This window comes from Pseudomonas sp. 9Ag, assembly GCF_902506445.1.
GTDB classification, from domain to species: domain Bacteria; phylum Pseudomonadota; class Gammaproteobacteria; order Pseudomonadales; family Pseudomonadaceae; genus Stutzerimonas; species Stutzerimonas stutzeri_AB.
Map to the genome: position 1 here is coordinate 3,370,154 of NZ_LR733836.1, position 25,158 is coordinate 3,395,311.

Here is a 25,158-nt window from a genome sequence, read left to right on the forward strand (position 1 = left end):
TCCTTACTGGCCTGCGAGGTCCTGGCGGGGTTGGCTGATGCGCTGGGCAGCAGGATTCGCGTCGACGTGGTTTTGCAGATAACGGAACAGACTGGGTATATCCAGGATCAGGGCGACCTGCCCGGTTCCCAGGATGGTGGAGCCACCAATGCCTTGCAGGTGCTGGAACAGCTGCCCGAGCGGCTTGATGACGGTTTGCAGTTCACCGTGAAGGTGATCGACGATCAGCCCGGCCTGTTGCCGGCCCTGGCTGACGACAATGACGTTGCGACGTTTGCCGTGGCTTTCCGGCAGATTGAAGTGGGCCGCGAGCGACAGGCAGGGCAACGGCTTGCCACGCAGATTGAGGTAACCGTACGCGCCTGAACTCAGCTGCTCGGCGTCCATCTCCAGGCACTCGGTGACCATGTCCAGCGGGATGACGAAATAGTCATCGCCCAGGCTGACAAGAAAGCCGTCGATGATCGCCAGGGTCAGCGGCAAGCGGATGCGGAAGGTGCAGCCCTGCCCCTCTTTTGAATCGATCTCGATGGTGCCGCGCAAGGCATCGATGGCGCTGCGCACCACATCCAGCCCCACGCCCCGACCGGACAGGTCGGACACGCTCTCGGCAGTGGAGAAACCGGCGGCGAAGATCAGCGCCTGGATATCAGCCTCGGGAAGGTTCGCCTGGGCATCGATCAGCCCACGGGCAATGGCTTTTTCGCGGATACGTGCAGTGTTGAGCCCGCGCCCGTCGTCGGCCACTTCGATCACGATCATCCCCGACTCGTGATAGGCGTCCAGGCGCAGATGACCCTCGACCGTTTTGCCGGCGGCAACACGGCCGTCGGCCGATTCGATACCGTGGTCGATGGCGTTGCGCACCAAGTGCGTCAGGGGGTCAGCCAGCTTGTCGATGACCGCCTTGTCGAGTTCGGTGTCGGCGCCACGAATCTCCAGGCGGATGTCCTTGCCCAGTTGCTGGCTGACGTCACGCACCACACGCTGGAAGCGGTTGAAGGTGTCGCCGATCTCGATCATGCGCAGCTTCAGCGCGGCCTCGCGGATCAGCTCGACGTGCTGGTTGACCGTCTGGGTGCTCTCGATGCACCCCGCGTCGCCATGCGAACGGGCGCGCAGCTGTGCGCCGGCGGCGCTGATGACCAGCTCACCGACCAGGTTGATCAGCTCGTCCAGCTTGTTGGCTGCTACACGGATCTGGCTGCTTTCCTGGCTGCGCTTGTCGCGCGCCACCTGCTGCTTGGCCAGGGCGGCGTTGACCACCTGGGGCGCGACGATGCCTTCATTGACCAACACCGTGCCCAGCGGCGGCTTGACCTCGACCGTTTCCGCGGCCTGCAGGGCCAGGCCTTCTTCCAGTTCGCGCTCGGTCAACAGACCACTGGCGACCAGAATCCGGCCGATCTGCGCGTCTGTTTCCGGCAAATCGTGGATCAGCTGCAGGTAGTCTTGCAGCTCACTGGACGGCGGCAGGATGCGCAGGGTGCAGAAGTCCTCGATGAACTCGAAGACTTCTTCGATCTCGGCCTTGCCGGCCGGGGTGCACAGCGCAATTTCCAGCCCCAGGTAGCAGCTCTCGGGCTGCAACTCGGCCAGCGACGGCAGCGATTGCGTGATCGTCTGCAGATGCAGGATGTCGCCCAGTCGGCTCAGGAAGCGGACAAACGAACTCGGCTCGAAGCCGTTGCGCAGCAGATCGGCGTGAAACCGCAAGGAAATGTGCCAGGCGCCATCGGCTTCACAGCTGGCGCAGCGCTCCAGCTGACCGCGGCTGTTGCAACTGTCCTCGGGCAGCATGACGACCGGAATGTGGTGCATCGGCGGCGGCGCGTCGGTGCAACTGGCGAGCTCGGCCAGCAGGGGTTGCTGGCGACTGTCGTCGACCAGTAGCTCGCCCTTGTCGGTGTCGATCAGCTCGATCATCGCGCTGATCTCATCCAGGCAACGCAGCATCAGCGAGATCAGTGCCGGCGACAGGCTCTGCGCGCCGTCACGCACCGCCATCAGCAGGTTTTCCAGATGATGGGTAAAGCCCACCAGCGGCCCCAGCGAAAACAGGCCCGCCGAACCCTTGAGCGTGTGCATTGCGCGGAACAGCCCGTTGATCGCCTCTTCGTCGGTCGGGCACTCGTCGAGCAGCAGTAGGTACTCTTCGGCCTGCTTGGCCAGGTCACGGGCCTCTTCGACAAAGCTCAGCAAGAGCTGGCTCCATTGTTCGCCATCAAGCATCACGGTTTCCTTTCAGCGATGGGCCAGTAGCACGTCGGGGTACAGGGTTTCCAGGCGCAACAGCTCGAGCACCTCGGTCACCGCGGCGGCCGGACCCTGCACCTTCAAACTGCCGCCGGCCGTCTCGAAATGACGCTGGGTCGCGAGCAGCAGCTGCGCCCCGGCGGTGTCGAGGTCTTCCAGCGCTTCGAGGTCGAGCAGACAGAGGCGCGCCTCCGGCGTGGCCAGCATGCTCAGCAAAGTCGTGTGAGCTTCGCCGACCTCGTAGATGGTCAGGCTGCCGGTCAGGCAGAGCCGGGTCGGCTCCACGCTGCGGTCGTAGGTGATTTCAAGCATGTCAGCCGACCAGCTTTTCGACGGCCGTCAGCAGTTGCTGCGGCTGGAACGGCTTGACGATCCAGGCTTTCGCCCCGGCCGCCTGGCCCTCGGCCTTCTTGCCCTGCTCGCTTTCGGTGGTGAGCATGACGATGGGGGTAAAGCGGTACGCCGCGTTGGCCTTGACCGCCTTCACCAGGCCGATGCCATCGAGGTTCGGCATGTTCACGTCGCTGATGATCAGGTTGATCTTCTGCCCGTTGAGCTTGGTCAGCGCGTCCTTGCCATCAACGGCTTCGATAACCTGATGGCCCGCGCCGGTGAGGGTAATCTTCACCAGCTGGCGCATGGAGAGCGAGTCGTCGACGATGAGAATGGTCTTGGCCATGTGATGCTCCTTGTTGAATCAGAAAAAGGTCACGTCGTCGCCGGAGCTCTTGCTACGGGTCTTGCCGTGGCGCTCCTCGTCGGTGGTGAAGTGCTGGTGCAGCTCGCGCAGCCAGCGCTGCGGGTCGCTCACGCTGCCATCGCCGACGCGCACGGCCTGATCCAGGCGTTGCATGTCGTGCTGCAGGTGGTCGAGCATCTGGTCGGTGCGGTCCTGGAACTGCAGGCTGACGACGATCTCCTCGATGGTCGCCTGGGTGACGCGGGTCTCCTGCTGCAGCTGCAGCGAGGTGACCGAGAGTTCGTTGAGGCTCTGTCCCAACCCCTGCATGACGTCGCCCGCCACGCTGTCGAGGTAGCTGAGGTTGTCGCGCTCGCTGGTGGTCAGTTCGCCGGCCGCGGTCACAGTGGCGCGGATCGCCTGGTTGATCTCGCTGACCTTGTTGCCCATCTGCTGGCCGGTCTCGGCCGACAGCGTCGATAACTTGCGCACCTCGTCGGCGACCACCGAGAAACCTCGGCCGTAGTCGCCGGCACGGGCCGCTTCAATAGCGGCATTGAGCGCGAGCAGGTTAGTCTGGCTGGCAATGTCCTGCACGTGCTTGGCCATCGACTGCAGCTCAGCGGCGTAGCCGTTGAGGTCGGCAATGGTGCCCAGCAGCTCAGCCTTGCGGCCGCTGGCGGCATGGAACGCCGAGGTCACTTCGTTCAAGCGGTTCTGTGCCTGACGCAGGCTGCTGGCCATGCCGTCGCCGCCGATCACGTTGTCCGACTTACTCAGGGTCTGGCTGAGCCGATCCGAGAGTCCGGCGAAGTGTTCGAACAGCTGGCGCACGCTGTTCTGCTGAATATCGCGCACCTGCCCGAGGTTCTTGTCCCAGGTCGGTAACACGGCATTGAGCAGCGGCTCCACCGCTGGGGCGGCAGCCGGCGCTGCGACCACTGGCTCGGAGTTGATCGCCGCGCGAGACGCTCGCGGCTTGAGAAAGACTGCCGCAGCCACGCAGAAAGCGCTGCCCGTGCCAGCGATCCAGGGCGAGCCCAAGGCCAGGCCAGCGAGCCCGGTGGCGATTCCAATCCAGAGTGCAGGGTAGGCAAACACAGTGCGGCCTCGCAGGGCAGAGTCGAATGACCGGCACGATAGGCAGCCGCCATCAACGGCGGTATCAGGCAAAACCCTAGGCGGCCCTAGGGTGTCCTAAGGTGTCGGAGCCCTAAAGTTTCCGCCGCCGCTGCCGGGGCATGCATACGCCGCCTTACGTCATCATCCGGCTGCACGTTTGCGAGGAATTGCGCGCGGACTAGGCTGAATAGAGCGCTCGCGCAGAAAAACAGCTACCCCTGGGGGCGCCGCACACAGCGGCACCCATCGACCACAGGTAACAGTTCTCAAATGACGGAGCGTGTATCGGACATTGCTGACCGGCTAGGCCCTTCCCCGCAGTTGTTGCGCTGGATGCCCTGGGCCATCGCTACGCTGCATGCGGCTTTTGTGCTGCTGGGCGGCTTGTTGATGGGTGCTCAGCCCTCGGTGACCATCGTCTGGAGCCTGCTGGCGCTGCTGTTGTCTTCGGCGCTGTGGTGGCTTGCCATCCAGGTCATGCTCCGTTCGATGCGGGCGCAACAGTCAGCTGTCGTCGGAGCTGCAAGCACCCGCAATGCGGACGTTGCTCCTTCGCCGCCAGCCGAGCCGACCGGCACCTATTCGCCGAGGATCTACGAACGGATGGTCGCCAGCCTACCCGACGGCGTGGTGATCATCCGCAGCGGACAGGTCCGCTTCTGCAATGCGGCGGCCGGCAGCCTGTTCGATCCGAAAGGCGAGGCTCCCTCGGTCACCGGCGAATGGCAGCCCTACATTGCCCCGCATCTGCGGGCACGCGAAACCGAGCGACTGGACCGCCTGCAGTGCGGCGTGATCAGCCCGCTGTGCTTTCGACACGTCATCCTGCTGCGCGTCGACGGCACCTCGTTTCAGGCCGAAGTATGCGAGCTGCTACTGGAAAACGACGGGTACCATGATGTGCTGCTGCTGTTGCGTGACATCAGCGAATCGGAGCGAATGCAGCGCGAGCTGGAACAGGCCAACCAGCGGCTGCAACATCTGTCGCAGCGGCTGATGGAGGTGCAGGAAAGCCAGCGCCGCCAGCTCGCCCGCGACCTGCATGACGACATCGGCCAGCAGCTGACCGCCCTCAAGCTGCACCTGCAGCGGCTGCGCTTGTCATTGGCCCATGAACCGGCGCTGGCCAAGCTGGCCGGCCAGCTCAGTGATGCCGCCGACGAGGCGCTGGGCAAGGTTCGCAGCCTGTCGCTGGCACTGCATCCCCTGCAGCTCGAGACGCTCGGGTTGCAGGCTGCCGTGCAGTGGCATCTGTCGCGCTTCCTCGAAGCTGCGCACACCCGTTGGTCGCTTAAGCTCGAGGGCAAAACGGTCGACCTTTCTCCCGATGTCGCCCTGGTGGCGTTCCGCATCGTTCAGGAAGCGGTGAACAACGTTGCCCGCCATGCCTGCGCCGGCCGTGTGGACGTGCTCATCTGCCGCACAGACGATGCCCTGCGCGTCGAAATCATTGATGACGGCGTCGGCTTCGACGTTCGAGCGGCTCGCACACGCGCTCAAAGTCTGGGCCTGACCAGCATGGAGGAACGCGCCGCGGCGTTGAGTGGAGAATTGAACATAGCTAGCCTCAGCGGGGTCGGCACACGGGTAACCATGCAGCTGCCGATCGCAGCAGCATGTCCGCATACTGGAGTAAAGGCATGAAACGGGTAGCACTGATCGACGATCATGGACTGGTCAGAGCGGGCCTGCGGGCGCTGGTGCAGGACCAGCAGGGATACGAGGTGGTGGCCGAAGGGGCCGACGGCAGCGAGGTGCACGGCATTCTTTCCCGCCTCAAGCCGGACATCCTGCTGCTGGACATCAGCATGAAGCACATGAGTGGCCTGGACGCCCTGCGTCAGTGGCGCACAGAGTTCCCGGACGTACAGATTCTGATCCTGTCGATGCACACCACGCCGGACTACGTCTTGCAGGCGCTGCGCCTGGGCGCCAGCGGTTACCTGCTCAAGGACGCCGCCGCGCAGGAACTTGAGCTGGCACTGAGGGCGCTGTCGCGCAACGAGTCCTACCTCAGCCCCGGCATCGCGCAGACCGTCATCCAGTCGGCGGTGATCGAAGGTGGCCAGCGCGCCGAGCCTGCTGCCGCGCAGCTGACGCCACGCCAGATCGAAATCCTGCGGCTGATCGTGCGCGGCGTGTCGACCCGTGAGATTGCGAGCGGCCTGGGCCTGAGCGTGAAGACCGTCGATGCGCACCGGGCGCAGATCATGGATCGGCTCAAGCTGCGCGACGTGCCTTCGCTGGTGCTGTATGCGCTGCGCAAGGGCCTGGTGAGCGAAGAGGACTGAGCCGGTGGCAACGCCAGCAGCCCAGTCGAAAGGTCTAAAAAGGCGCGGCGGGCCGATTGGTTAATTTTCAGCCACCCCGCCGCATGCCACGCGGGGCGCGGCCTGGCGTTTCGTTTCCCCACGTTATCCACAGAGCGCCCCACAAGAATACTGAACAACTCACAGCGGCATTTCGACGTGTCAGAGGAAGCGAACAGTCAAGCGAAAATGCTCATCGAACAATCACTTATAGGCGGATCGCAAATACTGATCAGTAAGTGATCAGTTACCGCAACGCCAATGCATCCGCGGCGTTCAGACATTCACCAATAGGTTATCCACAGAAAGCTGCACAGCCGTCGGGGATAAGTATTCTCCAAGCTATCGAAGCGATCAGGAAAACCTACGAGGCGGCTCCCCGCGACACGCTTAGGCTTGTCTTCACACCCCAAGGAGCCGCCGCCATGTCCAGCCTGGAAATGATTCAGACCCTGTTTGCCAACTATGCGCTGGGAATCAGCGGTGCCTGCATTGGCGAGCCCTGCTGAGACTTGGCCAGGCGGGACCATGGCGTTACGCTGCCTGCCGTTCAACCTGACGGAGTCGATGATGTCCCTGCGTTCGATATGCGTGTTCTGCGGCGCCAGTACTGGCCATGATCCAATCTACCGAGAGGCGGCCGAGAATTTGGGCCAGACGTTGGCCGAACGCGGCATCCGGCTGGTCTACGGCGGCGGTGCGGTCGGCCTGATGGGAGTGGTAGCCGATGCCGCGATGGCCGCTGGCGGTGAGGTCATCGGGATTATTCCCCAGAGCCTCAAGGACGCCGAGGTCGGCCACACCGGACTGACACGGCTGGAGGTGGTCGACGGCATGCATGCGCGCAAGGCGCGGATGGCCGAGCTCTCGGATGCCTTCATTGCGCTTCCGGGCGGCCTCGGCACGCTCGAAGAGCTGTTCGAGGTCTGGACCTGGGGACAGTTGGGCTACCACGGCAAACCGCTTGGCCTGCTCGACACGAATCAGTTCTACAGCAAGCTCAGCCACTTTCTCGACCATCTGGTGGACGAGGGCTTCGTCAAGGCTCCACACCGCGGCATGCTCCAGCGCAGCGACTCGCCCGAGGCGTTGCTGAAGCTCCTCCACGACTGGCAGCCGAGCGCCGAGACGCGCTGGGGCAAGCGCGCACCTGCGTAAGTGCTCGCCGCCCGGCCTGTACAGAAAACAACCAGATCTGTGCAGGCAGCGTGCTCCGTGGCTTGCAATGGGTTCGCCGATGGTTATCCACAGCACCCTCCACAGTAACCGGGGATAACTAGAAGAAGCCCACCAGGCGAGGCGGCAAATATGCCCAAAAAGTCTTGCACAACCTTTGCTGCCGTGCCGTCTTACAGGCCACAAGCGGTTCGGTTAAAAAACGAACAAACCGCTGCAAGCCTCGTGATTCATAGCGTACAGCCTTCAACCCAAGGCTTATCCACAGAACGCCTAACAGATATCCGGGATAACCTCATCAGCAGAAAGCTGTACCCGCGCCAACAACGAACTTCCCTGGGGACAACGCCTCCAATCGCATAGGCCTACTCAAGGAACCTCTCATGTTGTCCCGGTCAGCTGCTGCCATCCCGCGCCCTCATTCAACTCGCCTGTTGATGTCGGTGCCGCTCCAATGATGAGCTTCCTCGCCATGGTGTTGGCGGCTTTCGTCTGCTTTGCGCTGGTCTTTTACATCAAGCAACGACAGTACAACCACCCAGCCCTGCGCCTTCCCTACGCGCTGAAGCAGCCGCTGTTCCAACCCAGCGAACGCGAGCTGCTAGAGCTGTTGCAGGCGGCGATGGGCGAACGTTTCGTCATCCTTGCCAAGGTGCGCCTGGCGGACGTCGTCGACGTGACCGCCATCCCGCGCCGGTCGCACTGGTACCGGGCAGTCAACCGCATCTCGGCGGCCCGCTTCGATTTTCTGCTGTGCGACAGGACGACACTGGAGCCGCAATGCGCCATCGAAATGGAACCGGCAAACGCGGCCAACACCTTCGTCGATGAACTGTGTCAGACCATCGGCCTGCCGCTGGTTCGCCTGTCGGCAGAAACGGCGCGCGCCTATGACCGGCTGTGTGCCGCCGTCGAGCAGGCCATTGAAACTCGGCCATAGGCAGCTAGGCACGCCACGACCGGCCGCAGGGAGCTGTGATTATTCGGCTCGCCGGTGATCGAATCGCGGCGGGTTTCGCGCGACAATCGCAGGGCAGCGGCCCTACATAATTGCCGCGCCCTTTCCCGGAGACACCCCGCTCGTGAGCACCCCATGCCTTTGAAAGCCCGCCTGCAGGCGCTGTTCGGGCTTGCTTCTCGTCTGATAAGCCGTTACCCCGGCACCTTTGCACTGTTCGGTTTCTGCTCGGGCCTGGCCAGTTTCGTGCTGGTTGAACGCCAAGCCGGGTTAGCCAAGTTCATCGCCGCGCTGATGCTGGTCAGCTGGCTCTGGCTGATGCTGGAAAAAAGTCTGCGCACCGGCCTGGAACGTCGCTTCGGCTGGAAGGTGCCGCCGCCGCTGCTGCGCTACGTGACGCAGATGGTCCACCAGGAAAGCCTGTTCTTCATCATTCCCTTCTTCTTTATCACCACCACCTGGAACAGCGGCCAGGCCGCGTTCACCGTGCTGCTGGGCGTGGCAGCGCTGGTCTCGCTGGTTGACCCGCTCTATTACAAGTGGCTGGCGCCGCGACGCTGGGTCTACCTGGCTTTTCACGCGCTGACACTGTTCGCCGTTCTGCTGACGGCACTGCCGATCATCTTTCACCTGTCGACACCGCAGACCTACCTCTGGGCATTGGGCATCGCCGTGGTGCTGGCCCTGCCGAGTCTCGGCGGGTTGTTCACCTCATGGAACTGGAAAAGCGTGCTGGGAATACTGTCGCTCGCCGCCGTGGTCGGCCTGGCCGGCTGGCTGGGCCGCACCTGGGTGCCGCCGGCGACGCTCTGGCTGACGGATGTTGCAGTGACCATGACCCTCGACGATGAGTCGCGCAAGCCTGGCAATCGCCTGCGTGAACTGACCAGCCAACAGCTGCATGGCAATGGCCTCTATGCGTTTACCGCGATCAACGCGCCGCGCGGCCTGAAAGAGCGCATCTATCATGAGTGGACACACAACGGACGACGAGTCGATCGTATTCCCCTGGAGATCAGTGGCGGCCGGAATGCCGGCTACCGCGCATGGACTCACAAGCGCAACTTCCCCGCGCAGGCCCAAGGTAAATGGCGCATACGGGTGATGACCGAGGCCGGCCAGATGATCGGCATGCTGCGCTTCGAGGTCGTCGAGTGAACCGCTGAAGCCAGGCGGCACTCGAACGGCAAAGGGCGTCCGCTACTGGCAAGGGAGGAATGCATGGAATGGTGGGACATTTTGAGCCGCACCGTCGCCTCGGAATTCTCCGACATCCCTGACTTCGAACATGCGATTCGCGTCACCGTACGGCTGGTTCTGGCCGCGTTTCTGGGGGGTGTGCTCGGCTACGAACGGGAATACAAGGGCAAGGCTGCCGGCCTGCGAACCCACATGCTGGTGTCGCTCGGCGCTGCCCTTTTCGTGCTGGTGCCCCTCGAAGCAGGAATGCCCATCGAGGACCTCTCACGCGTCATGCAGGGTATTGTCACCGGCATTGGCTTTCTTGGCGCTGGCACTATTCTCAAGGGAAGCTCGGTTCAGGACGTTAAAGGCCTCACCACCGCCGCCGGCATCTGGCTGACCGCCGCCATCGGGGTTGCCACGGGGCTGGGTCACGAATCCACCGCGGTGATGACCACGGCCTTCGCACTGGTGATCTTTTTGCTGATGCCTCGCCTGGAGCAGCATGCGGCGCATAGGTCAGCCGGTGCCGAAAAGAAGGGGCGTGATCAGGATGACGCCCCATGACAACCGCCTGCGGCTTTCCTTCAGGAGTAGATCATGCATAACCGTTACGCTTACCTGACCACCGGGGCGCTTATGCTTGGCCTCGCCGGCTGCGGCGATACCGCCACACTGCCAGTCGAGGCCGGCTACGGGCCGGACCCTGCGCTGCCCGCGCCAAACAAGACGCTGATCCCGACTGTTAATATCGCCGAAGCCACCGGATGGCCTGAGGGCCGCACTCCGCAAGCGGCCGCCGGATTGCAGGTTCGAGCATTCGCCGACAATCTCGACCACCCGCGCTGGCTCTACGTGCTGCCCAATGGTGACGTGCTCGTGGCCGAAAGCAATGCGCCCGCAAAACCGGAGGACGGCCAGGGCATTCGTGGCTGGATCATGAAAAAGGTCATGGCGCGAGCAGGCTCCGGCGGTGAGAGCGCCGACCGTATTACGCTGCTGCGTGACCGCGATGGTGACGGCACGCTCGAAGACCGCTCGGTATTTCTCGAGGGATTGCACTCACCGTTCGGCATGGCGCTCATAGGCGATCAGCTGTATGTCGCCAACACGGATGCTCTGGTGCGCTTCCCCTATAAACAAGGTGCTACCCGCATCGACTCGGCGGGTGAGAAAGTCGTCGACCTGCCCGCAGGGCCGATCAATCATCACTGGACCAAGAACGTCATCGCCAGCCCGGACGGATCACGGCTGTACGTCACCAGCGGCTCCAACAGCAATGTTGCCGAGAACGGCATGGAAGCGGAAGAAAACCGCGCGGCCATTCTCGAAGTTGACCCGCAGAACAAAACGCTGCGGCTGTTCGCCTCCGGCCTGCGCAACCCCAATGGCCTGGCGTGGCAACCCGACAGCGGCAAGCTGTGGACCACGGTGAATGAGCGCGACGAAATCGGCAGCGACCTGGTGCCGGACTACATGACCTCGGTACAGGACGGAGGCTTCTACGGCTGGCCCTACAGCTATTACGGTCAGCACGTCGACGAGCGGGTCAAGCCGCAACGCCCGGATCTGGTGGCCAAAGCCATCGTGCCCGACTATGCGCTTGGCGCACACACGGCCTCTCTCGGCCTGACCTTCTATGAAGGGTCGCTGCTGCCGGAGTACTACCGACACGGTGCTTTCATCGGCCAGCATGGTTCATGGAACCGCAAGCCGCGCAGTGGCTATAAAGTGGTTTTCGTACCCTTCAACAATGGCGAGCCGGACGGCACTGCCCAAGACGTGCTGACCGGCTTTCTCAACGAGGATGAGCAGGCCATGGGTCGCCCGGTAGGCGTGGCAGTGGACAAGGCCGGCGCGCTGTTGGTGGCTGATGACGTCGGTAACGTGATCTGGCGGGTAACACCGAGCCGCCGGTAAAGGGTGCGAATCGCGACCGGGCCCTGCCGGTCGCGCCAGGCCTGGTCAGAGAATGACCGGCAACGGACGTACCAGCCGGATCTCTTCCGGTGACAGTTCGACGCCATAGGCCAGCACTTCGACGCCCGCCTCCACAGCATCCCGTAGCGCGGCGGCGTAGCACGGGTCGATCTCGCCAGCAGGGCGCACGGCCTCGATACCAGTGAGGTTGACGCAATACAGCTGTACTGCCCGTAGGCCCTGACGAGCCAGCACCGCCAGTTCGCGCAAATGGCGAGCGCCGCGGTCCGTCACCGCATCGGGAAAGGCCGCAACAGCCGTATCAGCGAACCCCAGGGTCACGCTTTTGACTTCAACGAACGCCGGCCCGGTGGGATAGTCGAGCCGAAAGTCCACGCGGCTGCTTTCGAGCCCGTAGGCCACCTCCCGCTTGAGTGCGGTGAAGCCGTTCAATTCCCCAATCACGCCTGCCAGCAGGGCTTCTTCGACCAGTCGATTGGCGCGTGCCGTGTTGACGCAGGCCAGGCGCCCCTGCGGCGTTTCCACCAGTTCCCAGGTCCCCGGCAGCTTGCGCTTGGGATCGCTGTTGCGCTGGAACCAGACGCGCGCGCCCTCGCCCATGCAATTGAGCATCGAGCCGGTGTTCGGGCAATGAATGCACAGCTCGTCACCCGCATCGGTGACCACGTCGGCAAGGAAGCGTTTGTAGCGCCGAATCAGGCGTCCCCGCTCGAGCGGCGTCGAGAACTGCATCAGCCTTTCCAGCTCTGCAAACCACGGGCAATGCGTTCCACCGCCTGCTCCAGCCGGGGCAGATCCTGGGTGTAGGCGAAACGTACATGATGACCGGCCTGGTGGCGTCCGAAATCCAGCCCGGGCGTGATGGCGACAAATTCGGTTTCCAGCATGTGCTGGCAGAAGGCATAGGCATCACCGCCGAAGGCGCTGATATCGGCGTATAGATAAAAAGCGCCTTCCGGCTCCACCGCGATACCGAAGCCCAGTTCGCGCAACGCCGGTAGCAGGAAATCGCGACGTTTGGCGAATTCGCGGCGACGCGCCTCGAGGATCTCGAGCGTGGCCGGCTCGAAACAGGCCAGAGCGGCATGCTGCGCCATGGTCGGCGCACTGATGTAGAGGTTCTGCGCGAGCTTTTCCAGTTCGCTCACCGCCTGAGGTGGCGCGATCAGCCAGCCGAGGCGCCAGCCGGTCATGCCGAAGTACTTGGAAAAGCTGTTGAGCACAAAGGCCGAGTCGTCGACTTCCAGCACACTGGCCGCATCGGTGCCATAGGTGAGGCCGTGGTAGATCTCGTCCACTACCAGATGTCCGCCACGCGACTTCAGCGCAGCGGACAACGCCGCCAGCTCGTCACGGGTCAGCAGGGTGCCGGTGGGGTTGGCCGGCGAGGCCACCAGGGCGCCAACGCTGTCCTTGTCCCAGTATCGCTCGACCAGATGGGGCGTCAGCTGATAACGCACGTCCGCCCCCACCGGCACCAGCTGCGCGGCACCTTCGATCAGGCGCAGGAAGTGCCGGTTGCATGGGTAGCCGGGATCCGCCAACAGCCAATGCTTGCCTGGATCGACCAGCAGACTGCTGGCCAGAAGAAGCGCACCGGATCCGCCGGGAGTAATCAGCACGCGTTCGGGGTCAATAGACAGTTGATAGCGCTGCTTGTAGAAACCGGCAATCGCCTCGCGCAACTGCGGCAGCCCTCGGGCAGCGGTGTAGCGGGTATGACCAGCAGCGAGGGCAGCCTGACCGGCCGCAACAATGGGCGCGGCGGTGGTGAAGTCCGGCTCTCCGATTTCCAGGTGAATGACATCATGTCCAGACGCCTGTAATTGATTGGCCCGGGCCAGCAATGCCATGACGTGAAAGGGTTCGATTGCACGGCTACGCGCGCTATATGACGAGGTCATCTGACCTTCCTGACGAGTACAAAACGTGAATTCTACCGAAGGTCCCCCTGACACCGCAGCCACCGTGATATTCGGGAGTAGCGCACCCCGATACGATCTGGTAAGTTCGCCCGCTTGCAGCCGCAGGGCCGGCACGGGCCGGCAGAGGGATTTCACTATCCTGCGCAATGGACATAGCGAGAGGCGTTCATCCATGCCCATTACTAAGACGACACCCAGCAACCAACTGATCCGCGCCTTCGTTCCCTATAAGGAGTCCAAGGGCGAGGAATACATGAGCGATGACATGCGCGCTCATTTCACCGGCATCCTCAATAAGTGGAAGCTGGAGCTGATGGAAGAAGTCGACCGCACCGTGCATCACATGCAGGACGAAGCGGCCAACTTCCCCGATCCGGCCGACCGCGCCAGCCAGGAAGAAGAGTTCAGCCTGGAACTGCGTGCCCGTGACCGCGAGCGCAAGCTGATCAAGAAGATCGACGAGACGCTGCAGCTGATCGAAGACAACGAGTACGGCTGGTGCGATTCCTGCGGCGTCGAAATCGGTATCCGTCGCCTGGAAGCCCGCCCCACCGCCACGCTGTGCATTGATTGCAAGACGCTGGCGGAGATCAAGGAAAAGCAGATCGGTTCCTGATCCCGAACGGGGCGCTACGGCGCCCCGCTTCATTTGCGCCCTCCCGCGCCCTTGCTTCATCCCGCCTCGACGCCCTTTATCCGAGCCGGCTCATGTCCACACCCTCTCCTTATATAGGCCGCTTCGCGCCCACCCCCAGTGGTTACCTGCACTTCGGCTCGCTGATTGCCGCCCTCGCGTCCTATCTCGACGCGCGTGCCGTGGGTGGTCGTTGGCTATTGCGCATGGAGGACCTCGATCCGCCGCGTGAAATGCCAGGCGCTCAGTCTGCGATTCTCCGGGCGCTGGAGGCCTACGGGTTTCAGTGGGATGGAGAGATGGTCCGCCAGAGCGATCGGCTTGATGTCTATAACACGGTGATCGAGCGGCTCAGGCAGGACGGTCATGCGTATGCCTGCACCTGTTCGCGCAAACAATTGCAGGCGTTCGCCGGACTGTACCCAGGCTTCTGCCGCGAAGCAGGACGCGACACCCACGACGCCGCCATTCGCCTGCGCGTGCCAGACCGAACCTACAGCTTCAACGACCGCGTCCAGGGCCAGGACAGCCAGGACCTGGGCCGTGAAGTTGGCGATTTCGTCATTCGCCGCAGAGACGGGCTGATCGCCTATCAGCTGGCAGTCGTGCTCGACGATGCCTGGCAAGGCATCACCGACGTTGTCCGTGGCGCCGATCTACTCGACTCCACGCCGCGCCAGCTGTTCCTGCAGGAGCTGCTTGGCCTTTCCCGCCCGCGCTATCTGCACGTGCCGCTGATCATCCAACCGGACGGCCACAAGCTGGGCAAGCGTTACCGCTCGCCGCCACTGGAGCCGGCCGAAGCCACACCGCTGTTGCTGCGCGCGTTGCGCGCGCTCGGCCAAACCACTCCGAGCGAGCTGACCGATGCCCTGCCCGATGAGGTACTGACCTGGGCAATCGCCCACTGGAATGCCGAGCGCATTCCGCGCTGTCGCACCCTCGCCGAGTCGCAGCTGCGCTGAGACTGCATCGTTGCCTTCGGCGTGAGCCAAACCGACCCGCGCCGCTCTTTTTTGCCAGCCTGTGGCCCGCCGCTTGCCGCTTCCTTTACCATCCGCCTACTTTCGACACGAGTTCCAGCATGTACATCTACCGACTGGTGCTGCTCCTGGTGGTGGGGATCTATCTGTTTTCCCCTGCCATCATGGACTGGTGGATTGACCCCAACGGCGCGTGGTACCGGCCTTATCTGTTGTGGCTGATCCTCATCGTGGTGACCTTCATTCTTCAGAGTCAACGCGATGCAGACGAGCTTTAGCCTCAGCCACCTGATTCTGATCAGTGCCGCCTACCTGCTGGTGCTGTTCGGCGTCGCCTGGGTCAGCGAGCGCGGGCTGATCCCGCGCAGCATCATTCGCCACCCGCTCACCTACACGCTGTCCCTTGGCGTCTACGCCAGCGCCTGGGCGTTCTATGGCACGGTGGGTCTGGCCTATCAGTACGGGTACGGTTTCCTCGCCACCTACCTGGGGGTGTGCGGCGCTTTTCTGCTGGCGCCGGTACTGCTTTACCCAATACTGCGCATTACCCGGACCTACCAGCTGGCGTCGCTGGCGGACCTGTTCGCCTTCCGCTTCCGTAGCACCTGGAGCGGCGCACTGACCACAGTAGTCATGCTGATTGGCATGTTGCCGCTACTCGCCCTGCAGATTCAGGCCGTCGCCGACGCCATCGGGATTCTCACCCTAGAGCCTCTGCAGGAACGGGTCGCGTTGGGTTACTGCGTGATGATCATGCTGTTCACCATCCTCTTCGGTGCCCGCCATATCGCCACGCGGGAGAAGCACGAAGGGCTGGTGTTCGCCATCGCCTTCGAATCGGTGGTCAAGCTGCTGACCTTCGGCGCCATTGGTTTGTATGCACTGTTTGTCGTGTTTGGCGGGCCGCATCAGCTGGAAATCTGGCTGCTGCAGAACCAGTCGGCGTTGCAGGCCCTGCACACGCCGCTGCAGGAAGGCCCCTGGCGCACCCTGCTGCTGGTGTTTTTCGCCTCAGCGATCGTGATGCCGCACATGTATCACATGACCTTTACCGAAAACCTCAACCCGCGCGCCTTGGTCAGTGCCAGCTGGGGCCTGCCGCTGTACTTACTGCTGATGAGTCTGGCCGTACCGCTGATTCTCTGGGCCGGACTCAAGCTTGGCGTCAGCACCAATCCCGAATACTTCACCCTTGGCCTCGGTATCACGGCGCAGAGCGAGACACTGACGCTGCTGGCTTTCGTCGGCGGTCTTTCGGCTTCCAGCGGGCTGATCATCGTCAGCACCCTGGCCTTGTCGGGCATGGCGCTCAATCACCTGGTACTGCCGCTCTACCAGCCGCCCACCGAAGGCAACATCTACCGCTGGTTGAAATGGACCCGGCGCAGCCTGATCCTCGCCATCATCATGGCCGGCTACGGCTTCTATCTGTTACTCGGTGCGGAACAGGACCTGTCGAACCTGGGCATCGTCGCTTTTGTGGCAACCCTGCAGTTTCTGCCTGGTGTGCTGTCGGTGCTGTATTGGCCGACCGCCAATCGCCGGGGCTACATCGTAGGGTTGCTGGCCGGCATCGCCGTCTGGGTTGTCACCATGCTGCTGCCGCTGGTAGGCAACCTTGATGGTTTCTATATCCCGCTGTTCAACGTGGTCTACGTGCTCGACGACACCAGCTGGCACCTGGCGGCAATCGCCTCGCTGGCGGTCAACGTGCTGGCGTTTTCGCTGTTCTCGTTGTTCACCGAGACCAGCGCCGAGGAGCAAGCCGCCGCCGAAGCCTGTGCAGTGGAAAACGTACGCCGACCGCAACGTCGTGAACTGGCAGCTGCTTCGCCGCAGGAGTTCGCCACCCAGCTGGCCAAGCCGCTGGGTGCCAAGACCGCGCAGCGTGAGGTTGAGCAGGCGCTGCGCGATCTGCAGCTACCTTTCGACGAACATCGTCCCTATGCCTTGCGCCGACTGCGCGACCGCATCGAGGCAAACCTGTCAGGCCTGATGGGTCCAAGCGTTGCCCAGGACATCGTCGAGAATTTCCTCTCGTACAAGAACGGTGCGGACAGCTACGTCACCGAAGATATCCATTTCATCGAGAGTCGCCTGGAGGATTATCACTCGCGCCTGACCGGCCTGGCCGCCGAGCTCGATGCACTGCGCCGCTATCACCGGCAGACTCTGCAGGAGCTGCCGATGGGCGTCTGCTCGCTGGCCAAGGATCAGGAGATCCTGATGTGGAACAGAGCGCTGGAAGAGCTCACCGAGATTCCTGCGCTGCAGGTGGTGGGCTCGCGCCTGTCGACCATCGCCGAGCCTTGGCAGAGTTTGCTGAGCGACTTCACTCAGCAGCGCGAAGAGCACCTGCATAAACAGCGGCTGCAACTGGACGGCCACAGCCGCTGCCTGAACTTGCACAAGGCCGCGATTGCCGAGCCATTGGCACCGGGCAGCAGCGGGCTGGTACTGCTGATCGAAGACCTCACCGAGACCCAGCAGCTTGAAGATCGGCTAGTCCACTCTGAGCGCCTGGCCAGCATTGGCCGACTGGCGGCCGGTGTCGCCCACGAAATCGGCAACCCAATCACCGGCATCGCCTGCCTGGCGCAGAACCTGCGCGAAGAGCGCGAGGCAGACCCGGAGATCATCGAGACCAGCAACCAGATCGTCGAGCAGACCAAGCGGGTCTCGCGCATCGTTCAGTCGCTGATGAGTTTCGCCCACGCCGGCGGCAGGCAGCAGGACCGGTACCCGGTAAGCCTGGCCGAGGTGGCTCAAGATGCAATTGCCCTGCTCTCACTTAACCGCCACGGTACCGAGGTGCGCTTTTTCAACCTCTGCGACCCCGGTCATGTGGCCGAGGGAGACCCGCAGCGGCTCGCTCAGGTGCTGATCAACCTGCTGTCCAATGCCCGCGACGCATCGGAACCCGGCGGCGCCATCCGAGTACGCAGCGAAGTCTCCGAACAGACCGTCTATCTCATCGTCGAAGACGAAGGCAGCGGCATTCCGCAGTCGATTCAGGATCGACTTTTCGAGCCGTTTTTTACCACCAAGGATCCAGGCGAGGGCACGGGGCTGGGCCTCGCACTGGTCTATTCGATCGTGGAAGAGCATTATGGGCAAATCAATATTGATAGCCCGGCCGACCCGGAAACCCAACGCGGCACGCGTTTCCGCATCACCCTGCCGCGTCATGCCGAGGCAACAGATTCAGGTGATTGACGAGGCGACGGCAGTTTTAGCCAGGTCTCGACCATGAGCGACCCAGCGTATAGCTGGTCCCGCCGCGACCTGGGTGAAGATGACGCTGGCGCCCCGCAGCCGCACCAAGCCGCACCGCGGCGGCTTGCACAGGTTCGTAAACGAGCCCTCTTCAGCGCCGTTTCCAGCCAATGTGTAGCCGCCTTCAGACCGTCGAGAGAGTACTGATGTCCCATATTCTGATCGTCGAAGACGAAACCATTATCCGCTCCGCCCTGCGCCGACTGCTCGAGCGCAACCAATACGAGGTCAGCGAAGCCGGCTCGGTACAGGAAGCTCAGGAGCGCTTCAGCATTCCCTCTTTCGATCTGATCGTCAGCGACCTGCGCCTGCCAGGCGCTCCCGGTACCGAGCTGATCAAGCTGGCCGAAGGCACGCCCGTGCTGATCATGACCAGCTACGCCAGCCTGCGCTCGGCAGTGGACTCGATGAAAATGGGCGCGGTGGACTACATCGCCAAGCCCTTTGATCACGACGAGATGCTGCAAACCGTGGCACGCATTCTTCATGATCGGCAGCAAGCTGCCGCAGCGCCAGCCGAGACATCACGCAACGCCACGCCCGCTGCTGACGCAACGACAGAAGACTCCATCAATGGCGATCTTGGCATCATTGGTCGCTGCGGCCCGATGCAGGACTTGTTCGGCAAGATCCGCAAGGTCGCCCCGACCGACTCCAACGTATTGATCCAAGGCGAATCGGGCACTGGCAAAGAGCTGGTTGCCCGCGCAATGCATAACCTTTCCCGTCGCGCCAAGGCGCCGATGATTTCGGTCAATTGCGCCGCCATTCCGGAAACCCTGATCGAGTCCGAACTCTTCGGCCACGAGAAAGGTGCCTTTACCGGCGCCAGTGCCGGCCGCGCCGGCCTGGTCGAGGCCGCTGATGGCGGCACCCTGTTTCTCGACGAAATCGGAGAGCTGCCGCTGGAGGCACAGGCGCGACTGTTACGCGTACTGCAGGAAGGCGAAATTCGGCGGGTGGGCTCTACCCAGTCGCAAAAAGTCAATGTGCGCCTGGTCGCTGCAACCCACCGTGATCTGAAGACGCTGGCCAAAAACGGGCAATTTCGCGAAGACCTCTACTACCGACTGCACGTCATCGCCTTGAAACTCCCGCCCCTGCGTGAACGCGGCGCTGATGTGCTGGAAATCGCCAAGGCTTTCCTGGCACGCCAGAGCGAGCGCATGGGCAGTGATGGGTTGCATTTCTCCCGCGAGGCCGAGCAGGCCGTACGGCAGTACGGCTGGCCGGGGAACGTGCGCGAACTGGAGAATGCCATCGAGCGCGCGGCAATTCTCAGTGAGAGTGACGAGATCAGCGCTGAGCTACTGGGTATCGATATCGAGCTCGACCCTCTCGACGAAGATTTCGATGAACCCGGCGTTCCGCTCGGTTCCGCTGTCTCGACCAGCAACGAGCCAACCGAGGATCTGTCGCTGGAAGACTATTTTCAGCATTTCGTACTTGAGCACCAGGACCACATGACCGAGACCGAGCTCGCCCGCAAGCTCGGCATCAGCCGCAAGTGCCTGTGGGAGCGTCGCCAGCGACTGGGGATACCACGACGCAAATCGGCCGCCGCTGGGTAGTGCGCTGTTACCGCCACTACCAAGACGTAACAAAATACGGGTTCATCGGTAACGGCCGCCACCGACTCTACAGGCAAAACCAACCACCCAAAACGCCAAGCAATTGATTTTAAAGGCTTTTCAAAAACTGGCACGGCGAATGCTTTATATCTAGCACAACAACAATAACAAGCAGACCCACAATAAGAACAAGACGTACCGGCTCTAGCAAAATAAAGACAATAAGGCAGAGGCGTAGCTAACTGATTCTTTTGGAGAGGAAATGCCAAATGGGGTTTTGCCCCACGACCAGGCTGAGAACAACAAAAACTGCATAAGCAGCGCCTGAACTGGTTGGATCGAATGATCAATGGTAAATCAGCGACCAAAGAAATCCGTTTGCTCTTTGCTCCCAACGTAGGAGCGATTCCCGGACGCGATAGCTGAAGGGAACGGGCGACCCAAACAAAAACAACACGCCCGAAATACTAATAACAACAAAGCACGCGACATCATTTAAAGGGGGAGCTTCGGCTCCCCCTCGTGCTTTCTGGCCCCCGCCGTGCTTTGACACCTCTCCGCGCTTCGTTCAACATCCCTGCACCCGGTGCTAGAATCCACGCCTGTTTCGTGGCTACTCACCTCGCCACCTTGTCATTTCGCCACACAGTGCCTCTCATGCTGAAAAAGCTGTTCCAGTCTTTTCGTTTCCCCCTGCGCCGACTACCGCATCCTCGTCGCACCCCCGAAATACTGTCCAGCCGGCAACATTCGCTGCACCGCAACGATCTCAGCCGACACGCTGTCAGCGTCGTCGAGCGCCTCCAGCATGCCGGCTACGAGGCTTATGTCGTGGGTGGATGCGTCCGCGACCTGCTGCTGGACCTGGAACCCAAGGATTACGATGTAGCGACCAGCGCCACGCCCGAACAGGTGCGCGCCGAATTTCGCAACGCCCGCGTCATTGGCCGCCGTTTCAAGCTGGTCCATGTGCATTTCGGTCGCGAGATCATCGAAGTCGCGACCTTCCGCGCCAACCACCCGGAAGAAGACGATGATGAAGCCAACCATCTGGCTTCGCGCAACGAGAGCGGGCGGATTCTGCGTGACAACATCTACGGCACGCTGGAAGACGATGCGCAGCGCCGCGACTTCACCATCAATGCGCTGTACTACGACCCTTCCTCAGAGCGGATCCTCGACCACACCCATGGTGTGCACGACATACGCAACCGACTGATACGTCTGATTGGCGATCCCGAGCAGCGTTACCAAGAAGATCCGGTGCGCATGCTGCGAGCAGTCCGCTTCGCCGCCAAGCTGAACTTCGAAATCGAAAAGCACAGCGCCGAGCCGATTGCTGATCTGGCCGAGCTGTTGAACGACGTGCCGTCTGCCCGCCTGTTTGATGAAATCATCAAGCTGTTCCTTAGCGGAAAAGCCGAGCGCACTTTCGAATTGCTGCTCGAATACGACCTGTTAGCACCGCTATTCCCAGCCAGCGCCGATGCACTGGAAGACAACCCCGAGTATGCCGGCACGCTGATCCGCAACGCCCTGATCAATACCGATCTGCGTATCGCCCAGGGCAAGCCCGTCACCCCGGCCTTCCTGTTTGCGGCGCTGCTCTGGCCGGCCTTGCCGGCGCGGGTCGCCGAGGTTCAGTCACGGGGCCTGCCGCCAATCCCGGCCATGCAGGAAGCGGCACATGACCTCATATGGGAACAGTGCCAGCGCACCGCTATTCCCAAGCGCTTCACCATGCCCATGCGCGAGATCTGGGACATGCAGGAACGCCTGCCGCGCCGTCAAGGGCGTCGTGCGGACCAGCTCCTGGAGAATCCACGCTTCCGCGCCGGCTATGATTTCCTACTGCTGCGTGAGAGCGCCGGTGAAAAAACCGATGGCTTGGGTGAATGGTGGACGGACTACCAGGAAGCCAACGAGAGCGAGCGCCGCAACATGATCCGGGGGCTGAGCAACAAGGACGATGGCAGTGGCGCCCCACGCAAACGTCGTCGCAGCAACCGTCGCAAGCGCGGCCCCAACGAAAGCGCACCGGCGTCTGCCGATTAATGGACCGGGTTTATATCGGCCTGGGGAGCAACCTGGCCGAACCTCGCCATCAGCTGCGTAGCGCCCTCGACGCCCTGACCAGAATCCCCGACACGCAGCTCGCCGCTGTGTCCTCGCTGTATCTCAGCGACCCACTAGGCCCGCCGGATCAGCCGCGTTACCACAATGCCGTGGCTGCGCTGAACACGTCATTGCCACCCCTGGCCCTGCTCGATGCACTCCAAGCCATCGAGCTGGCCCACGGCCGTCAACGCAAAGCCGAACGCTGGGGCCCGCGCACATTGGACCTGGACATCTTGCTGTTCGGTAATCGTCTGATCAGCGATGCGCGCCTGACGGTGCCGCATTATCACATGCATGCCAGAGCCTTCGTTCTCTACCCGCTCGCCGAGATAGCTCCGGACGGTCTGCAGCTCGCCGACGGCCGCTCGCTTGCCGTGCTCGTCGCCAGCTGCCCTTACGAAGGCCTTGAGCGGCTTGGCGAGCCGCTGTAACCCCTGGGTAACAGATGTAACCTGTGGGTAACACTCACGATTGACTTAGTTCGCCGCCATCTGGACTATAAGCGCCCTCTGCCGGCACGCATCGAAACGGGGCAACCCTGACGCTCCGCCTGCAACCGTGATCCCCGAGAGGCTTTAGGAGGACGGCATTCATGCCAGACGTAACCCTGACCACCCTGCAAGGCCTCAAGCAGAAAGGCGAGAAGATCGCCATGCTGACCTGCTATGACGCCACCTTCGCCAAGATTGCCTGCGAGGCCGGTGTCGAGATGCTGCTGATCGGTGACTCCCTGGGGATGGTCCTGCAAGGTCACGACAGCACCCTGCCGGTTTCGGTTGACGAGATGGCGTATCACACGGCCTGTGTCAAACGTGGCAACCGCGGGGCGATGATCGTCGCTGATCTGCCGTTCATGGCCAACGCCACCCTCGAACAAACGCTAAACAACTCGGCGACCTTGATGAAGGCCGGCGCGCACATGATCAAGGTCGAAGGCGCAGCTTGGCTGGCCGAGTCCATTCGCCTGTTGGCCGAGCGCGGCATCCCCGTCTGCGCGCACATGGGGCTTACCCCGCAGGCCGTGAACATCTTCGGCGGTTACAAGGTTCAGGGCCGTCAAGAAGCTCAGGCGCTGCAGATGATTGCTGACGCCAAAGCACTGGAGGATGCCGGGGCGGCGATGCTGCTGCTCGAATGCGTTCCGAGTGAACTGGCCGCACGCGTTACCCAGGCGGTAACGGTACCGGTAATCGGTATTGGCGCCGGTAGCGCAACAGATGGTCAGGTCCTGGTTCTGCACGACATGCTCGGCTTGTCGCTGACCGGCCGAGCACCGAAATTCGTCAAGAACTTCATGCACGAGCATGGCGACATACCGACCGCCATCGCCGCCTACGTCCAGGCGGTTAAGTCTGTTGAATTTCCTGCCGCCGAACATGGGTTCTCCGCATGAACGTGGTGAAAACTGTTGCCGACCTGCGCGCCGCAGTAACCCGCGCACGGGGCGAAGGCAAGCGCATCGGCTTTGTACCGACCATGGGCAACCTGCATGCCGGCCACATTGCATTGATCAAGAAGGCCGGCCAACGCGCTGACTTCGTGGTTGCCAGCATCTTCGTCAATCCGTTGCAGTTCGGCCCCAACGAAGACCTCGCCAGCTATCCGCGCACGCTGACGGCCGACCAGGACAAGCTGTTCGAGGCCGGCTGCCACTTGCTGTTCGCGCCCAGCGTCGAGGAGATGTATCCGCACGGTCAGGCGCTGCAGACCATCGTCCGCGTACCAGGCGTCTCCGAGGGACTCTGTGGCGGCAGCCGCCCAGGCCATTTCGACGGTGTCTCTACCGTTGTCAGCAAGCTGTTCAATATGGTGTTACCGGACCTTGCGGTTTTCGGCCAGAAGGATTTCCAACAGCTGGCGGTCATCCGCACCATGATCCGCGACCTGAACATGCCCGTGCAGATCATCGGCGAGCCCATCGTACGCGCCGAGGACGGCCTGGCGCTGTCCTCACGTAACGGTTACCTCACCACTGACGAGCGCACCACCGCCCCGGTGTTGCACCGCACGCTGCAGCAACTGGCCGAAGCCATACGTAACGGTGAGCGCGACTACTCGGCGCTGCTTGCTTCAGGTCATCAGCGCCTGCAGACCGCCGGCCTGCGCCCGGACTACCTGGAAGTTCGCAACGCACTGGATCTCAGCCCGGTCACGGCCGACAGCCGCGAATTGGTGATTCTCGCCGCGGCCTACCTCGGTAAGACCCGGCTGCTGGATAACCTGCTGGTAGACATCTCCCAGAGAGCGTCCTGATACAGCCGACCATCGGCCTAACCCAGCCCGGCCCTCAGTCTTGAACACACCTGAGGGTTCGGGCACACTCTGCGCCGCTTGCGCCCCCGGAGGACCCCGCCATGCACGCCATCATGCTCAAGGCTAAACTGCACCGCGCCCAGGTGACCCACTCGGTTCTGGATTACGAAGGCTCCTGCGCCATAGACGGTGACTGGCTGGACCTCGCCGGCATCCGCGAATACGAGCAGATCCAGATCTACAACGTCGACAACGGCGAGCGCTTCACTACCTATGCCATCCGCGGCGAGGAAGGCTCGAAGATCATTTCCGTCAACGGCGCCGCCGCGCACAAGGCCGGCGTGGGTCATCGAGTGATCATTTGTGCCTATGCGCACTACAGCGAAGCCGAACTGGCCAGCTTCAAGCCACACGTTTTGTATATGGGCGCCGATGGCGATCTCAGTCACACCAGCAACGCAATTCCGGTTCAGGTCGCCTAAATTCGAAGTCAGTTGATCAAAAGCCCGCATCACCCAAGTGATGCGGGCTTTTTTGTGTGCAAAGGGTTTCCCCCGACCCTATAAATCTGCAATGGTCGTCTTGTCTTGGTCGCTATCGGTAGCCTGTGCGCAACGCTTCGGAACGCCGCGCGTTTTTGCCAGTCAGACCAGTCTCGACGGTGCAGGATGCACCGTCGCCGTTGCGGTCCAATCGCAGCGGAACGCGCCTGCCGCATTCAGGACGAATGCCAGCGTGCCAGCATGATCGAATGACTGTCCGAACGAATCGCAGA

24 protein-coding genes are annotated in these 25,158 nt (G+C 62.2%); 18 read left to right on the plus strand and 6 right to left on the minus strand.

Annotated elements, in window-relative coordinates; genetic code table 11:
- Positions 1-3 precede the first annotated feature (3 nt).
- The 4 genes from ALTERO38_RS15300 to ALTERO38_RS15315 are packed head-to-tail and all read right to left on the minus strand — an operon-like array spanning position 4 to position 3,679.
- On the minus strand, positions 4-2,232 hold the full coding sequence (locus ALTERO38_RS15300; protein WP_159968904.1) for a chemotaxis protein CheA: 2,229 nt from the start codon (positions 2,230-2,232) through the stop codon (positions 4-6).
- A gap of 12 nt (positions 2,233-2,244) precedes the next feature.
- Positions 2,245-2,568, minus strand: a complete 324-nt coding sequence (locus ALTERO38_RS15305) for an STAS domain-containing protein (RefSeq protein ID WP_159968905.1) — start codon at positions 2,566-2,568, stop codon at positions 2,245-2,247.
- Between the two features lies 1 nt (position 2,569).
- Positions 2,570-2,935, minus strand: a complete 366-nt coding sequence (locus tag ALTERO38_RS15310) for a response regulator (protein ID WP_159968906.1) — start codon at positions 2,933-2,935, stop codon at positions 2,570-2,572.
- 18 nt (positions 2,936-2,953) lie between these two features.
- A complete protein-coding gene (locus tag ALTERO38_RS15315; RefSeq protein ID WP_372239423.1) occupies positions 2,954-3,679 on the minus strand; it encodes a methyl-accepting chemotaxis protein in 726 nt (241 codons plus the stop codon).
- A gap of 648 nt (positions 3,680-4,327) precedes the next feature.
- On the opposite strand from ALTERO38_RS15315, the gene ALTERO38_RS15320 reads away from it, so the two are divergent.
- The 8 genes from ALTERO38_RS15320 (at position 4,328) to ALTERO38_RS15355 (ending at position 11,602) form a co-directional block, all read left to right on the plus strand.
- Positions 4,328-5,701, plus strand: a complete 1,374-nt coding sequence (locus ALTERO38_RS15320) for a histidine kinase (RefSeq protein WP_159968908.1) — start codon at positions 4,328-4,330, stop codon at positions 5,699-5,701.
- The gene (locus ALTERO38_RS15325; RefSeq protein ID WP_159968909.1) at positions 5,698-6,348 is read left to right on the plus strand and encodes a response regulator transcription factor; all 651 of its coding nucleotides are present in this window, start codon (positions 5,698-5,700) and stop codon (positions 6,346-6,348) included. Before ALTERO38_RS15320 ends, ALTERO38_RS15325 begins: the two co-directional genes overlap by 4 nt.
- A gap of 257 nt (positions 6,349-6,605) precedes the next feature.
- Positions 6,606-6,875 carry a hypothetical protein gene (locus ALTERO38_RS15330; RefSeq protein WP_146030694.1) on the plus strand — a complete coding sequence of 90 codons (270 nt, stop codon included), beginning with the start codon at positions 6,606-6,608 and terminating at the stop codon, positions 6,873-6,875.
- A gap of 61 nt (positions 6,876-6,936) precedes the next feature.
- On the plus strand, positions 6,937-7,524 hold the full coding sequence (locus tag ALTERO38_RS15335; protein ID WP_102835980.1) for a TIGR00730 family Rossman fold protein: 588 nt from the start codon (positions 6,937-6,939) through the stop codon (positions 7,522-7,524).
- A 475-nt stretch (positions 7,525-7,999) separates the two neighbouring features.
- Positions 8,000-8,482, plus strand: coding sequence for a DUF2726 domain-containing protein (locus ALTERO38_RS15340; protein ID WP_148927000.1), 483 nt, complete (start codon positions 8,000-8,002; stop codon positions 8,480-8,482).
- 153 nt (positions 8,483-8,635) lie between these two features.
- On the plus strand, positions 8,636-9,658 hold the full coding sequence (locus ALTERO38_RS15345) for a DUF5924 family protein (protein WP_148926736.1): 1,023 nt from the start codon (positions 8,636-8,638) through the stop codon (positions 9,656-9,658).
- 63 nt (positions 9,659-9,721) lie between these two features.
- On the plus strand, positions 9,722-10,249 hold the full coding sequence (locus ALTERO38_RS15350) for an MgtC/SapB family protein (RefSeq protein ID WP_102835619.1): 528 nt from the start codon (positions 9,722-9,724) through the stop codon (positions 10,247-10,249).
- A 33-nt stretch (positions 10,250-10,282) separates the two neighbouring features.
- Complete coding sequence (locus tag ALTERO38_RS15355; protein ID WP_159968910.1) at positions 10,283-11,602, plus strand: sorbosone dehydrogenase family protein; 1,320 nt, start codon at positions 10,283-10,285, stop codon at positions 11,600-11,602.
- A 45-nt stretch (positions 11,603-11,647) separates the two neighbouring features.
- Here ALTERO38_RS15355 and sfsA read toward each other — a convergent pair whose 3' ends face one another.
- Positions 11,648-12,355, minus strand: a complete 708-nt coding sequence (gene sfsA, locus ALTERO38_RS15360; RefSeq protein WP_159968911.1) for a DNA/RNA nuclease SfsA — start codon at positions 12,353-12,355, stop codon at positions 11,648-11,650.
- On the minus strand, positions 12,355-13,527 hold the full coding sequence (locus tag ALTERO38_RS15365) for a pyridoxal phosphate-dependent aminotransferase (RefSeq protein WP_159968912.1): 1,173 nt from the start codon (positions 13,525-13,527) through the stop codon (positions 12,355-12,357). Before ALTERO38_RS15365 ends, sfsA begins: the two co-directional genes overlap by 1 nt.
- 193 nt (positions 13,528-13,720) lie before the next feature.
- Between ALTERO38_RS15365 and dksA the strand changes: the two genes are divergently transcribed.
- From dksA to panD, 10 genes are all read left to right on the plus strand, one after another.
- Positions 13,721-14,164, plus strand: a complete 444-nt coding sequence (dksA, locus tag ALTERO38_RS15370; RefSeq protein WP_064481641.1) for an RNA polymerase-binding protein DksA — start codon at positions 13,721-13,723, stop codon at positions 14,162-14,164.
- A 92-nt stretch (positions 14,165-14,256) separates the two neighbouring features.
- The gene (gluQRS, locus tag ALTERO38_RS15375; RefSeq protein WP_148926740.1) at positions 14,257-15,147 is read left to right on the plus strand and encodes a tRNA glutamyl-Q(34) synthetase GluQRS; all 891 of its coding nucleotides are present in this window, start codon (positions 14,257-14,259) and stop codon (positions 15,145-15,147) included.
- Between the two features lie 119 nt (positions 15,148-15,266).
- Positions 15,267-15,443: a hypothetical protein gene (locus ALTERO38_RS15380; RefSeq protein WP_003095129.1), complete on the plus strand. Its 177-nt coding sequence runs from the start codon at positions 15,267-15,269 to the stop codon at positions 15,441-15,443.
- A complete protein-coding gene (locus ALTERO38_RS15385) occupies positions 15,427-18,381 on the plus strand; it encodes a sensor histidine kinase (RefSeq protein ID WP_148926741.1) in 2,955 nt (984 codons plus the stop codon). The genes ALTERO38_RS15380 and ALTERO38_RS15385 overlap by 17 nt, the downstream gene beginning before the upstream one ends.
- Before the next feature lie 206 nt (positions 18,382-18,587).
- A complete protein-coding gene (locus tag ALTERO38_RS15390) occupies positions 18,588-20,012 on the plus strand; it encodes a sigma-54 dependent transcriptional regulator (protein ID WP_148926742.1) in 1,425 nt (474 codons plus the stop codon).
- A 657-nt stretch (positions 20,013-20,669) separates the two neighbouring features.
- Positions 20,670-22,067, plus strand: coding sequence for a polynucleotide adenylyltransferase PcnB (locus ALTERO38_RS15395; RefSeq protein WP_159968913.1), 1,398 nt, complete (start codon positions 20,670-20,672; stop codon positions 22,065-22,067).
- Complete coding sequence (gene folK / locus ALTERO38_RS15400; protein ID WP_159968914.1) at positions 22,067-22,561, plus strand: 2-amino-4-hydroxy-6-hydroxymethyldihydropteridine diphosphokinase; 495 nt, start codon at positions 22,067-22,069, stop codon at positions 22,559-22,561. The genes ALTERO38_RS15395 and folK overlap by 1 nt, the downstream gene beginning before the upstream one ends.
- Positions 22,562-22,722: 161 nt before the next feature.
- On the plus strand, positions 22,723-23,523 hold the full coding sequence (gene panB / locus ALTERO38_RS15405) for a 3-methyl-2-oxobutanoate hydroxymethyltransferase (protein ID WP_159968915.1): 801 nt from the start codon (positions 22,723-22,725) through the stop codon (positions 23,521-23,523).
- Positions 23,520-24,383, plus strand: coding sequence for a pantoate--beta-alanine ligase (gene panC / locus ALTERO38_RS15410; protein ID WP_159968916.1), 864 nt, complete (start codon positions 23,520-23,522; stop codon positions 24,381-24,383). The genes panB and panC overlap by 4 nt, the downstream gene beginning before the upstream one ends.
- Positions 24,384-24,484: 101 nt before the next feature.
- On the plus strand, positions 24,485-24,865 hold the full coding sequence (gene panD / locus ALTERO38_RS15415) for an aspartate 1-decarboxylase (RefSeq protein ID WP_019342093.1): 381 nt from the start codon (positions 24,485-24,487) through the stop codon (positions 24,863-24,865).
- Positions 24,866-25,158: the final 293 nt, after the last annotated feature.